The sequence below is a fragment of the Geodermatophilus sp. SYSU D01176 genome (assembly GCF_054050015.1).
The window spans coordinates 82,394-95,702 of record NZ_JBJGYN010000008.1 but is presented as its reverse complement, the minus strand read 5'-3'; the positions used below and the strand labels follow the sequence as shown (position 1 = coordinate 95,702).

The window sequence follows — 13,309 nt, the reverse complement described above, 5'->3', positions numbered from 1 at the left end:
AGCCTTCCCGCATGCGAGCCGTGCAGATCACCCGCTTCGGCGGTCCCGAGGTCCTCGACGTCGTCGACCTGCCCGATCCGGTCCCGTCGGACGGTCAGCAGCTGTTCGACGTCTCCACCGCCGGCGTCAACTACGCCGACACCCACCAGATCGAGGACAGCTACCTCGCCGCCCAGCAGCTGCCGCTGGTGCCCGGTGCGGAGTTCGTGGGGACGTCGGCCGGCGGCGGTCCGCGGGTGGTCGGCCTGCTCGACGGCGGCGGCTACGCGGAGAAGGTCGTCGCGCACCCGCGGCTGACGTGGCAGGTGCCCGACGGGGTCAGCGACGAGCAGGCGCTGGCCGTCGTCCTGCAGGGCAGCACCGCGTGGCACCTGCTGCGCACCAGCGCCCACCTGGCGGCCGGGGAGACCGTGGTCGTCATCGCCGGCGCCGGGGGTGTCGGGTCGCTGGCCGTCCAGCTGGCCCGGCGCTGGGGCGCCGGCCGGGTGATCGCCACCGCGTCCAGCCCGGAGAAGCGGGCGCTCACCGAGGAGCTGGGCGCGGACGCCGCGATCGACCCCGCCCTCGCCGACGACGACCCGAAGGCCTTCACCGCGGCGCTGCGCGAGGCCAACGGCGGCCGGCCGGTGGACGTCGTCCTGGAGATGACCGGCGGCAACGTCTTCGCCGGCTCCCTGTCCGCGCTGGCCCCGTTCGGCCGGCTGGTCACCTACGGGATGGCCGCCCGCCAGGAGACCGCCGCCGTCCCGCCCGGGATGCTGCTGCAGCGGAGCCGCGCGGTGGTCGGCTTCTGGCTGGCGCACTGCATGACCCGGCCCTCCATGCTCGACGACGCGATGACCGAGCTGCTGCCGCTGGTGGCCGACGGTGCGCTGCGGCCGGTCGTCGGCGGGCGGTACCCGCTGTCCGCCGTCCGGGAGGCGCACCGGGACCTGCTGGCCCGCCGCACCACCGGCAAGCTGGTCCTCGACCCCGGCCGCTGAACACCCCGGCGGCGGTCCCCGCGGGGATCGCCGCCGGGGTCGGCCGCTACAGCAGGCGGTTGGTCCAGACCAGGCTGAGGACGACGCCGAGCAGCGCGAACAGCACCCCGCCGCGGACGAACCAGTAGCTGACGTCGCGGGGCTCGGTCGTGTAGCCGATCTGGCTGCCCAGGTCCTGGTAGACCTGCTCGAGCTCCGCGGCGCTGGCCGCCTCGCTGTAGCTGCCGCCCGTGGCGTCGGCGATCCCCTCGAGCGTCGCGCGGTCCACCGGCACCGGCACCCGCTCGCCGTCGAGGTCCAGCGTGCCGTAGTCGGTACCGAAGGCGATGGTGGAGACCGGGACGCCGGCATCGAGCGCGGCGTCGACGGCCTGGGTGTCGGGGCGGCCGACGGTGTTGTAGCCGTCGGACAGCAGCACGATCCGCGCCGGCGGCACCGCCTCGCCGTCGGCGTCCAGCGACGACTGGAAGTTTTCGATCGCGGTCAGCGAGGTGAACACCGCCTCGCCGATCGCCGTGGACTCGGCCAGCTCCAGGTTGTCGATCGCGGTGCGCACCTGGCCGCGGTCGGTGGTCGGGGTGACCACCGTCGTGGCGGTGCCGGCGAAGGACACCAGCCCGAGGTTGATGCGCTCGGGCAGCACGTCGACGAACTGCTTGGCCGCCACCTGCATGGCCTCGAAGCGGCTCGGCTCGATGTCGGTGGCCTGCATCGACAGCGAGACGTCGACGGCCATCACCACCGTCGCCCGTTCCCGCGGCACCCGCACCTCGGTGCTCGGCACCGCGAGCGAGACGATGAGCGCGGCCAGCGCGAGAGCGACCAGCCCGAAGGCCAGGTGCCGCCGCCAGCCGGGGCGCCGGGGCACCAGGGTGCCGAGCAGCGCGACGTTGGTGAAGCGGGCGGCGTAGGCCTTGCGGCGCAGCTGCAGCACCACGTACAGCGCCACCAGCGCGACGACGGCCAGCAGCCCGAGCAGCCACCAGGGGGCCTGGAAGGTCATCGGGAGGCTCCTCCGCTGCCGGCCCGCCGGCGGTCCGCGACGAACCGGACGACGTCCATGAGCCAGTCCCGGTCCGTGCGCAGCTGCAGGTGGCCGGCGCCGGCGCGGCGCAGCGCGGCGGCGATCGCCCGCCGCTGGGCCGCCGCCCCCTCGGCGAACCGGGCGCGGAAGGCGGCGTCGCCGGTGGGCACCTCCAGGGTCTGGCCGCTCTCGGGGTCGACGACGGTCAGCAGCCCGACGTCGGGCAGCTCCAGCTCGCGCGGGTCGACCACCTCGATGGCCAACAGCTCGTGCCGGGCCCGCAGGCCCCGCAGGGGGCGCTCCCAGTCGGGGACGCCCTGCGCGTCGGAGCCCAGGAAGTCCGAGACGACGACCACCAGGCCGCGGCGGCGCGGCGGGCGGCGCAGCGACTCCAGCGCGGCGGCCAGGTCGCCCCGGCGCCCGCCGGCCGCCCGCGGCGTGGCCACGACGGCGCGGAGCAGCCGGTCGGCGGCCAGCCGGCCGGCGGTGGCCGGGTACCGGTCGACCCGCTCGCCGGTGGTGACGACGGCGCCGAGCCGGTTGCCGCCGTGGACGGTGAGGTGGCTGACCGCAGCCAGCCCGGCGATCGCGAGGTCCCGCTTGGTGCAGGCCGCGGTGCCGAAGTCCAGGCTCGCCGAGAGGTCGACCACGGCCCAGGTCTCCAGCTCGCGGTCGGCGATCGTCTCCCGCACGTGCGGCACCTGGGTGCGCGCGGTCACCGGCCAGTCCATCCGCCGGACGTCGTCCCCCGGGTGGTAGGTGCGCGAGTCACCCGCCTCGGTGCCGGAGCCCGGGACCAGGCCCAGGTGGTCGCCCTGGAGCAGGCCGTCGAGCCGGCGGCGGACGGTGAGCTCCAGCCGCTGCAGCAGCACGTCGGCCGGGCCCTCGGCGAAGTGCGGCGGCGCACCATCGCCCGACCCCGGGTCGATGCCGGACCCCGGGGTGGACGGGAGGCCGGTCTGCTCCGGGGTCGCGGCGCCGCCGGACCGGCGACGCAGGATCACGCCGGCGAGGACCCGCGGTCGGCGCCGTTGGAGGGGACGTCCGGCCGGCCCTGCGGGGCGGGCCCGGGCTGACCCGGCCGGCCCGGGCCGCCGAACGGACCGGGGCCGGGGAAGGGCTGACCGGGCGGGCCGTACTGCGGGCCGGGCGGGCCGAACGGGGGCGCACCGAACGGCGGCGCGGCCGGCACCGACGGCCCGCCGGGGCCGGCCGGGCCGAAGCCCCCGGCGCGCTGGCGCGGGGCCACCTGCGGCAGCGGCACGGTCTGCAGGACCCGCTTGACCACGTGGTCGGCGGGCACGCCGTCGGCCAGCGCGTCGTAGGAGAGCACCAGCCGGTGGCGCAGCACGTCGGTGGTGACGTCGAGGACGTCCTGCGGCAGCACGTAGTCGCGGCCCCGGACCAGCGCCAGCGCCCGGCTGGCAGCGATGAGCCCCAGCGAGGCACGCGGGCTGGCGCCGTAGGACACCCACGAGGCGACGTCCTCCATGCCGTGCTCGCGCGGCGCGCGGGTGGCGACCACCAGCCGGACGACGTAGTCGACCAGCGCGTGGTGCACGAAGACCTGCGAGGCGGTGCGCTGCATGCGGATCAGGTCGTCGGGACCGAGCACGGTGTCGGCCACCGGCGGCGTCGACCCCATCCGGTAGATGATCTCCCGCTCCTCCTCGGGGCTCGGGTAGTCCACGAGCACCTTCATGAGGAAGCGGTCCCGCTGGGCCTCGGGGAGCGGGTAGACGCCCTCGGACTCGATGGGGTTCTGGGTGGCCAACACGAGGAACGGGTCGGGCAGCGGGTGGGTGACCCCGCCGATCGACACCTGGCGCTCGGCCATGACCTCCAGCAGCGCCGACTGCACCTTGGCCGGCGCGCGGTTGATCTCGTCGGTGAGGACGAAGTTGGCGAACACCGGGCCCAGCTCGGTGTCGAAGGCGTCCTGCCCGGCCTTGTAGATGCGGGTGCCGATGATGTCGGCGGGCACCAGGTCGGGGGTGAACTGCAGGCGGGCGAAGCGACCGCCGACAACGGTGGCCAGCGTCTCGACCGCGAGGGTCTTGGCGACGCCGGGGACGCCCTCCAGCAGCACGTGCCCGCGGGCGAGCAGCGCGACGAGCATCCGCTCGACCAGCCGGTCCTGCCCGACGATCACCCGCTTGATCTCGAACAGCACCCGCTCCAGGTGAGCCGCGTCGACCGACGGCGGGACCGGCTGCCCGGCGGACTGGTCGAGCGGGGTGCTGGCGGCGCTGCTCACGGAACTCCCTGATCGTGCCGGTCCACGGCCTCGGGTCCCGGGGACACCGCGAGGTCGGCGACGGGCGGCGTGCCCGTCCCCGCCAGTGTCCTACACGTTCCTGGCCGTCAGCTGGGCGTGCACGCGGGCGAGCCGACCGGACACCGAGAGTGGCCGACACGGGCCGACCGCGCACCGCGCGCAGACGTCCGCCTGCAGCTCCCGCCGACTGCTAGCCTCGTTGCTGCGTCGGGCAGCTCCCCCCGTGGCTGCCCGACGCCCCATCTCTCGACCCGGCCGGCCCCCTGCAGGGTCCCGCGTGCCTGCGGGTGGTGGGGGCAGGGGGACCTCCCCTAGGCCGTCGGGCGCACCGCGCCGTAGTAGTCGCTGCCGAACCACATCGACGAGATCCGCACGACGTCCCCGCTCTGCGGCGCCTGGACCACCTGACCGCCGCCGATGTAGAGCGCCACGTGGTAGATCGACGTGTAGTCCGACGTCTCGCCCCAGAACACCAGGTCGCCGGCCTGCAGGTCCTCGGCGGCCACCGTCCGGTCGCGGAAGCGCCAGTACTGCTCGCGGCTGGTGCCGCCGATCCGGATCCCGGCCTGCGCGTAGGCGTACTCGGTGAGCCCCGAGCAGTCGAACCCGTAGATCCCGGTGTCCGGCGGGATGCCGTAGGTCGGGCCGTTGCCGTTGCCGCCGCCCCAGCTGTAGGGCAGCCCGCGCTGGCTCTTCGCCGCCGCGATCGCGACCTCCACCGCCGATCCCGTGGGCGCGCCGGCCGTGGTGTCGGTCCCGGTCGGCGACCCGCCGCGGGAGGAGGACGGCGACGAGGACGAGGACCGCGGGGACGACGAGCCGGTGGACGCCGACGAGCTGCTCGACGAGGACGCGGACGGCGCGCTGGGCGCGGGCGGGCGGGCCTGCGCCGCCGCGGTGGCTGCCTCCGCTGCGGCCGCCGCGGCCGCGGCACCCTGGGCGCCGTAGAGGACCTCCTGGGCCTCGGCCAGCTCGGCCTCCAGCACCTCCCGCCGGTCGGCGAGCTCGGCGGCCTGGGCGCGCGCGGAGACCTCCTGCTCCTGGGCGCTGGCCAGCGCGTCGGCGGCCGCGTCCTCGGCCTCGCCGGCCGCCTGCACCGCGACCTGCGCGGCGTCGTCGGCGGCGGCGGCCTGCTGCTCGAGGGCGGTCAGCTCGGTGACGACGTCGACCCGGTGGCTGCCCGCGGCGTCGAGCAGCGCCGCCCGTTCCACCAGCTGGGCGGGGCCGTCGGCGCTGATCAGGGCGGCCGTGCCCGGGGACGTGGTGCCCTGCATGTAGCTGGACCGCGCGAAGGCGACCACCTGGTCGCGGCCGCGGGCCAGCTCCGCGAGGGCCCGCTCCGCGGCCGCGGCGGCGGCGTCGGCGACGGCCTGCGCCTCCTCCTGGGCGGCCCGGCGGACCTCGTACTCCTGCAGCGCGATCTGCGCGCCCCGACGCGCGGCGTCCACCCGCTCCTGGGCCCGCGTCAGCTGCGCGCCGATCTCGCCGACGCGGGCGGCCGCGGCGTCGCGCTCGGCCTGCGCCGCGGCCACCTCGGCCTCGCCGGGGGCGGCCAGCGCCGTCCCGGGGACCAGTCCGGCCAGGACCAGGGCGGTGAGCACCGTCCCGGCTCCGCGCACCAGCCACCCGGAGCGCCTCGGATGGCTCCCCCGCACGTCCGTCCTGCCCACGTCCCCCGACCTCTCTCACGACCTCGCCGACCGGCGCCCGGAGGCGCACTCCGGTGCCGGAACGACAAGATCAGAGGGACGGTTGAGCGGGCACTCCCCACATGGGGGGAGGCAGACGCCGGATGTGGGGGTCCGGAGGCGGCCCCGAGCAGGTCAGGGACCCGGGCGGCCTCGGCGGTGTGCGCCGCCGGTGGTGGCCGACGCTGCAGGACGGGGTGCTAGTGCACCTGGCGGTCGGAGTCGGACCAGAAGGCCTCGCGCAGCTTGAACTTCTGGATCTTGCCGGTGGCGGTGCGGGCCAGCTCGTCGCGGAACTCCACCCGCTTGGGGATCTTGTACCCGGCGATCCGGCCCCGGCAGTGGGCGACGATCTCGTCGGCGGTGACCTGCTGGCCCTCGGCGACCACCACCAGGGCGGTGACCATCTCGCCCCACTTCTCGTCGGGGACGCCGATGACCGCGACCTCGGCGACCGCCGGGTGGCTGAAGACGACGTCCTCCACCTCGATCGACGAGACGTTCTCGCCGCCGGTGATGATCACGTCCTTCTTGCGGTCGGAGATGGTGAGGTAGCCGCCGTCGTCGATGCTGCCGCCGTCCCCGGTGTGGAACCAGCCGCCCTCCAGCGCCTCGGCCGAGGCGTCGGGGTTCTGCCAGTAGCCGGCCAGCACGGTGTTGCTCTGCGCCAGCACCTCGCCGGAGTCGCTGATCCGCAGCCGGGTGCCCAGCGATGGCACGCCGGCGCGGGACAGCAGCCGGGCCCGCTCCTGCGGGTCGAGGTCGTCGTACTCGGCGCGCGGCCGGTTGATCGTCAGCAGCGGCGCGGTCTCGGTGAGGCCGTAGATCTGGTTGAACTCCCAGCCCAGCTCCTCCTCGACCCGCGCGATCGTCTTCGACGGGGGCGGGGCACCGGCGACGATGATCCGCACCCGGTCACGGCCGGGGACCTCGCCGTCCCACTCGGCCGCGGCGTCCAGGACGGCGTTCCACACCGCCGGCGCCCCGGCCATGACGGTGACCCCGTGCTGCTCCACCCGCCGCAGGATCTCCGCGCCGTCGACCTTGCGCAGCACCACCTGGCGGGCGCCGACGCCGGCCGCGCTGTAGGGCAGGCCCCAGCCGTTGCAGTGGAACATCGGCAGCGTGTGCATGTAGACGTCGCGGTCGGACAGCTGCATGTGCATGGCGAAGGTGACCGCGTTGACCCACTCGTTGCGGTGGGTCATCTGCACGCCCTTGGGCCGCGCCGTCGTCCCGCTGGTGTAGTTGATCGTGGCGGTGGCGTCCTCGTCGGGCGCGGACCACGGCACCGGCTCGGTGTCGTAGCGCAGCAGCTGCTCGTACTCCTCGCCGGTGGAGAACCGGTACTCGGCCTCGACGCGCTTGAGCGAGGCCTCCAGCTCCGGGTCGACGAACAGCACCCGCGCGCCGCTGTGGCCGACGATGTAGCTCACCTCGTCCGGCTGCAGCCGGAAGTTCACCGGGACGACGACCCGCCCGGACGACGGCAGGGCGAGCAGGCACTCGAGCAGCCGGCCGGCGTTGTGGCTGACGACGGCGATCCGCTCGCCCTCCCCCACGCCGAGGGCGTCGAGCCCGGCCTGCAACGCGCGGCCGCGCCGGGCCAGCTCCCGGTAGGAGACCGCGCCCGTCGACGGTGCGGGCTGGTTGGGCTCGTCCACGATGCCGATGCGGTCGCCGTAGACCAGCTCGGCGCGGTCGAGGAAGTCTCGGGTGGTCAAGGGCACGCGCATGGGGAGCTCCCGGGTCCTCGGGCCGACCAGCCGGTCGACCGCCGCTCGACGTGGTGGCCGTCACGCTAGCCGCCGATCCGGTCCGGTGTCCCCCGGATCAGCCGAGCAGCGCCCAGAGCGCCGCGGCCGTCCCTGCCGTGGCCACGACCGCACGGACGGTGTCGACCCGCAGCAGCCGCCCGTGGGCCGCTCCCTCCCACGCCTCGCCCAGCTGGCGGTGCAGCGGGACGGCGCCCAGCACGGTGGCCGCCAGGACGACGGCCAGGCACGCGGCGCCGAGGAGGACGGCGGTCAGCGGCGTCCCGTCGGGCCGGTCGGCGAGCAGCCACAGGGTGGTGCCGCCCTGGCCGGCGAACAGCGGGCCGACCACCCGGGTGATCCGCTGCTGGTGGCGCCGCTCGTAGGCCGGGAAGGCCGCCGGCGGGACCAGGGCGAACTGCGGGTAGACCAGCGCGCGCACCGTCCACTGGAATCCGGCGTAGGCCGCGGTCAGCGCCAGGTGGACGGCCAGCAGGGTCACCGCGCCCGCCGGCCCGGCCGGCCTCCCTGCAGGCGGGAGGACCCCCTCCTCCCCACCGCTCGCACGCTCGCGGCGGTGCCCAGGAGGGGGCCGCGGTGGGGGGGCAGGGAGGTCCTCCGACGGCTCGGCCAGCGCGACGGCGGCGGCCGACCGGTCCTCGTCCAGCTGCGCGGACGCCGGCGAGCGGCGCCGGTCCAGGACGTCGTACCAGCGGCCACCGACGGCGTGGTCGAGCAGGATCCGCCCGGAGCAGTGGTCGGGAGTCCCCACCCAACGGCCCTCCCGCGCCCGCCGCGGCAGCTCGTCGTCCACCAGGTGCCGGTACCGGGCGGACAGCTCGTCGCGCGTCACGGCGCCAGCAGCCGGGGCAGCGACGTCCCGATCGGCTCGCGGACCACGAGGTCGGCCAGGGCGTCGTAGGGGGTCGGCTCGGCGTTGACGACGACGACCCGGGCGCCGGACTGCGCGGCCAGGTCGGTCAGGCCCGCCGCCGGGTGCACGGTCAGCGAGGTGCCGACGGCGAGGAAGACGTCGCAGTCGGTCGCCGCCTCCGCCGCGGCCTCGACCACGGCCGGGTCCAGCGCCTGGCCGAAGCTCACCGTCGCGGACTTGAGGATGCCGCCGCAGACGCGGCAGGCCGGGTCCGGCTCCCCGGCGGCGACCCGGGCCAGCGCCTCGGCCATCGTCGTCCGGTCGGAGCAGGCCAGGCACTCGACCTCGCGCACCGTGCCGTGCAGCTCGACCACCAGCTCCGGCGACGACCCGGCCGCCTGGTGCAGCCCGTCGACGTTCTGGGTGAGCAGCGCGCGCAGCCGGCCCCGGCGCTCGAGGTCGACCAGCGCTCGGTGACCGGCGTTGGGGCGGGCGTCGGGCGCGGTGTCGCGGCGCATCAGCCAGGCCCGGCGGCGGATGTCCGGGTCGGCCACGTAGTAGGACAGCGTCACGAGCTTCTCGGCGTCCGGGTCGCGGGTCCACACGCCGTTCGGGCCGCGGTAGTCGGGGATGCCGCTGTCGGTGGAGATGCCCGCGCCGGTGAGGACGGTGATCCGCCGCGCACCGGTCAGCCAGCCGGGGAGGGTCACGCCGTCCACGGTAGGAGCAGGCGAGGCCGTTCCCCGGTGATCAGCTCAGCTCACTGTCGCGCGTCCTGGCTCAGCGTCGACGGTGAGCCAGGGCGCAGCACGACCAGCTGACCTGATCATCGGGTGCCCGCCGAGACCCCGGAGGCGAGGCAAGGGTCGCCTCACCTCTGCAGAGGTGCGGGCTCCTGGGATGATGCAGGGTGGCAAGCAGCGCGACGGACCAGCTGAGGGGTAGGCGCAGAGAAGTGGCAGCCAGCAAGGACAGCTTCGGAGCGCGGGCGACGCTGAGCGTCGACGGCACCGACTACGACATCTACCGACTCGACGCGGTGGAGGGCTCCGCGAAGTTGCCCTTCAGCCTCAAGGTCCTCCTCGAGAACCTGCTGCGCACCGAGGACGGCGCGGACATCACCGCCGACCACATCCGCGCGCTGGCGAACTGGGACCCGAATGCGGAGCCCGACCAGGAGATCCAGTTCACCCCGGCCCGCGTGGTCATGCAGGACTTCACCGGCGTGCCCTGCATCGTCGACCTGGCCACCATGCGCGAGGCCATGGCCGAGATCGGCGGCGACCCGAACAAGATCAACCCGCTGGCGCCCGCCGAGCTGGTCATCGACCACTCGGTCATCGCCGACGTCTTCGGCACCCGGGACTCGTTCCAGCGCAACGTCGAGATCGAGTACGAGCGCAACGGCGAGCGCTACCAGTTCCTGCGCTGGGGCCAGGGCGCGTTCAACGACTTCAAGGTCGTCCCGCCGGGCATGGGCATCGTGCACCAGGTCAACATCGAGCACCTGGCCCGCGTGGTCTTCCCGCGCCAGGAGGGCGACCGCGTCGTCGCCTACCCCGACACCTGCGTGGGCACCGACTCGCACACCACCATGGTCAACGGCCTGGGCGTGCTGGGCTGGGGCGTCGGCGGCATCGAGGCCGAGGCCGCGATGCTCGGCCAGCCGGTCTCGATGCTCATCCCGCGCGTGGTCGGCTTCAAGCTGACCGGCCAGCTGCCCGACGGCTCCACCGCGACCGACCTCGTCCTCACCATCACCGAGATGCTGCGCCAGCACGGTGTCGTCGGGAAGTTCGTCGAGTTCTACGGCGAGGGCGTCTCGGCGGTACCGCTGGCCAACCGCGCCACGATCGGCAACATGAGCCCGGAGTTCGGCTCGACCGCGGCGATGTTCCCCATCGACGAGGAGACGATCGGCTACCTGCGCCTCACCGGCCGCAGCGCCGAGCAGGTCGCGCTGGTCGAGGCCTACGCCAAGGAGCAGGGCCTCTGGCACGACCCGTCCCGCGAGCCGGCCTTCTCCGAGTACCTGGAGCTGGACCTCGCCACCGTCGTCCCGTCGATCGCCGGCCCGAAGCGGCCGCAGGACCGCGTCTCGCTGTCCGACGCCAAGGCCTCCTTCCGCGCCGCGCTGGGCGACTACGTGAGGGACGACGAGACCGGCGGCGAGGACCGCAAGCCCGGGGTGCCGTCCAACGAGCGGCCCTACGGCGTCGTGTCCGCGGCCGACGAGGCCTCCGCCGAGTCCTTCCCGGCCTCGGACCCGGTGAGCCCCTTCGCGCACGACACCGGGGAGGACGGCCGGCCCCACCCGTACCTGCCCGGCGAGCAGCTGCCCGACCGGCAGACCAAGCCGGCCAAGGTGGTGCTCGAGGACGGCACGGAGACCTTCGTCGACCACGGGCACGTGGTGATCGCCGCGATCACCTCGTGCACCAACACGTCCAACCCGCAGGTGATGATCGGCGCCGCGCTGCTGGCCAAGAAGGCCGTCGAGGCGGGGCTGGAGAGCAAGCCCTGGGTCAAGACGACGCTCGCGCCGGGTTCGAAGGTCGTCACGGACTACTACGAGAAGGCCAACCTCACCCCGTACCTGGAGAAGCTGGGCTTCTTCCTGGTCGGCTACGGCTGCACCACCTGCATCGGCAACTCCGGCCCGCTGCCGGAGCCGGTGTCGGCCGCGGTGAACGAGGCCGACCTCGCCGTCGTCTCGGTGCTGTCGGGCAACCGCAACTTCGAGGGCCGGATCAACCCCGACGTCAAGATGAACTACCTGGCCAGCCCGCCGCTGGTGATCGCCTACGCGCTGGCCGGCTCGATGGACGTCGACATCACCACCGAGCCGCTGGGCAAGGGCAAGGACGGGCAGGACGTCTACCTGCGCGACATCTGGCCCTCGCCGCAGGAGGTCCAGCGGGTCATCGACGAGGCCGTCTCCGCGGAGCAGTTCGGCCGCAGCTACGAGGACGTCTTCGCCGGCACCGAGCAGTGGCAGAACCTGCCCACGCCGACCGGGGACACCTTTGCCTGGGACCCGGAGAGCACCTACGTCCGCAAGCCCCCGTACTTCGAGGGCATGCCGGCCGAGCCGGCCCCCGTGCAGGACATCGCCGGTGCCCGCACCCTCGCCGTCCTCGGCGACTCGGTGACCACCGACCACATCTCGCCGGCCGGCTCGATCAAGGCCGACAGCCCCGCGGGCGCGTACCTGCGCGAGCACGGCGTGGAGCGGCGCGACTTCAACTCCTACGGCTCCCGGCGCGGGAACCACGAGGTGATGATCCGCGGCACCTTCGCCAACATCCGGCTGCGCAACCTGCTGGTGCCCGGCACGGAGGGCGGGGTCACCAAGAACCACCTCACCGGCGAGACGACGACGATCTACGACGCGTCGGTCGCCTACCAGGAGCAGGGCATCCCGCTCGTCGTGCTGGCCGGCAAGGAGTACGGCTCCGGGTCCTCGCGCGACTGGGCGGCCAAGGGGACGGCGCTGCTCGGCGTCAAGGCGGTCATCGCCGAGAGCTACGAGCGCATCCACCGCTCGAACCTCATCGGCATGGGCGTGCTGCCGCTGCAGTTCCCTGCCGGCCAGAACCGCGAGTCGCTCGGCCTGACCGGCGACGAGGAGTTCACGATCACCGGGATCACCGCGCTCAACGACGGCGAGACGCCGCGCACGGTGAAGGTGCAGGCGGGCGACGTCGAGTTCGACGCCACCGTCCGGATCGACACCCCGGGTGAGGCGCACTACTACCGCAACGGCGGGATCATGCAGTACGTGCTGCGCTCGCTGCGCGGCTGACGCACACCGCATGGACCTGGGCCTGGGCGGCCGCGGATACCTGCTCACCGGCGCGAGCCGGGGGCTGGGTCTCGCGACCGCCCGGGCCCTCGTCGCTGACGGGGCCCGGGTGCTGGTCAGCTCCCGGTGCTCCCGCGCCGTCGACGCCGCCGTCGCCTCGCTGGGCGGGGCGCCCGCGGCGCACGGCCTGGCCGCCGACCTGACCGACGCCGGCACCGCGGAGCGGCTGGTCGCGGCCGCGCAGGAGCGCCTGGGCCGGGTCGACGGCCTGCTCGTGAGCGTCGGTGGCCCGGAGCCCGGCGGCGTGCTCGACACCCCCGAGCAGGCCTGGCGGGACGGCGTGGAGAGCGTGCTGCTCGGCCCGCTGCGGCTGGTGCGGGCGCTCGTGCCGCACCTGGGCGAGGGGGCCGTGATCGGGTTCGTGCTCTCCACCTCCGCACGGCAGCCGCTGGCCGGGCTGGCGGTCTCCAACGGCCTGCGCCCGGGCCTGGCGATGACCGCCAAGCAACTGGCCGACGAGCTGGCCCCCCGCGGGATCCGGGTGGTCGGGCTGCTGCCGGGCACCTTCGCCACCGAGCTGGTCGTCGAGCGCGAGGCCGGCTCCGGCGACCCGGCGCGGGCCCGCGCCCGCGCGGAGGCCGACATCCCGCTGGGACGCGTCGGCGACCCGGCGGAGTTCGGCCGGGTGACCGCCTTCCTGCTCTCCCCTGCCGCCTCCTACGTCACCGGCACCACCGTCGCGGTCGACGGCGGCCGGCTGAGGACGCCGTGAGCCGACGTGGGCGTGAGGACCGCAGCGAGCGCCAGCGAGCGAGGAGCGGAGCGGCCGCGGAGGGGAACCCATGGACGACGTGAGCCGACGTGGGCGTGAGGACCGCAGCGAGCGCCAGCGAGCGAGGAGCG

The 13,309-nt window shown here is 74.7% G+C and carries 10 protein-coding genes; 3 read left to right on the top strand and 7 right to left on the bottom strand.

Annotation, left to right across the window (positions count from 1 at the left end; all coding sequences use genetic code 11):
• Positions 1 to 11 precede the first annotated feature (11 nt).
• Positions 12 to 983: a quinone oxidoreductase family protein gene (locus ACI78Z_RS06970; protein ID WP_457035803.1), complete on the top strand. Its 972-nt coding sequence runs from the start codon at positions 12 to 14 to the stop codon at positions 981 to 983.
• A gap of 46 nt (positions 984 to 1,029) precedes the next feature.
• On the opposite strand, the gene ACI78Z_RS06965 is transcribed toward ACI78Z_RS06970, so the two are convergent.
• The 7 genes from ACI78Z_RS06965 to ACI78Z_RS06935 form a co-directional block, all read right to left on the bottom strand.
• Positions 1,030 to 1,986, bottom strand: coding sequence for a VWA domain-containing protein (locus ACI78Z_RS06965; RefSeq protein WP_457035802.1), 957 nt, complete (start codon positions 1,984 to 1,986; stop codon positions 1,030 to 1,032).
• On the bottom strand, positions 1,983 to 3,011 hold the full coding sequence (locus ACI78Z_RS06960; RefSeq protein WP_457035801.1) for a DUF58 domain-containing protein: 1,029 nt from the start codon (positions 3,009 to 3,011) through the stop codon (positions 1,983 to 1,985). The genes ACI78Z_RS06965 and ACI78Z_RS06960 overlap by 4 nt, the downstream gene beginning before the upstream one ends.
• A complete protein-coding gene (locus tag ACI78Z_RS06955) occupies positions 3,008 to 4,264 on the bottom strand; it encodes an AAA family ATPase (protein WP_457035800.1) in 1,257 nt (418 codons plus the stop codon). Before ACI78Z_RS06955 ends, ACI78Z_RS06960 begins: the two co-directional genes overlap by 4 nt.
• Positions 4,265 to 4,596: 332 nt before the next feature.
• On the bottom strand, positions 4,597 to 5,886 hold the full coding sequence (locus tag ACI78Z_RS06950) for a C40 family peptidase (RefSeq protein WP_457035799.1): 1,290 nt from the start codon (positions 5,884 to 5,886) through the stop codon (positions 4,597 to 4,599).
• Positions 5,887 to 6,173: 287 nt separating this feature from the next.
• The gene (locus ACI78Z_RS06945) at positions 6,174 to 7,709 is read right to left on the bottom strand and encodes an AMP-binding protein (protein WP_457035798.1); all 1,536 of its coding nucleotides are present in this window, start codon (positions 7,707 to 7,709) and stop codon (positions 6,174 to 6,176) included.
• Between the two features lie 97 nt (positions 7,710 to 7,806).
• Positions 7,807 to 8,580, bottom strand: coding sequence for a hypothetical protein (locus ACI78Z_RS06940; RefSeq protein ID WP_457035797.1), 774 nt, complete (start codon positions 8,578 to 8,580; stop codon positions 7,807 to 7,809).
• Complete coding sequence (locus ACI78Z_RS06935; protein ID WP_457035796.1) at positions 8,577 to 9,311, bottom strand: SIR2 family NAD-dependent protein deacylase; 735 nt, start codon at positions 9,309 to 9,311, stop codon at positions 8,577 to 8,579. The genes ACI78Z_RS06940 and ACI78Z_RS06935 overlap by 4 nt, the downstream gene beginning before the upstream one ends.
• Positions 9,312 to 9,556: 245 nt before the next feature.
• Here ACI78Z_RS06935 and ACI78Z_RS06930 point away from each other — a divergent pair, with 245 nt between their 5' ends.
• Positions 9,557 to 12,406: an aconitate hydratase gene (locus tag ACI78Z_RS06930; RefSeq protein ID WP_457035795.1), complete on the top strand. Its 2,850-nt coding sequence runs from the start codon at positions 9,557 to 9,559 to the stop codon at positions 12,404 to 12,406.
• A 10-nt stretch (positions 12,407 to 12,416) separates the two neighbouring features.
• Entirely contained in the window at positions 12,417 to 13,178 is a 762-nt protein-coding gene (locus ACI78Z_RS06925; RefSeq protein WP_457035794.1) for an SDR family oxidoreductase, read from the top strand.
• The last annotated feature ends 131 nt before the right edge of the window (positions 13,179 to 13,309 follow it).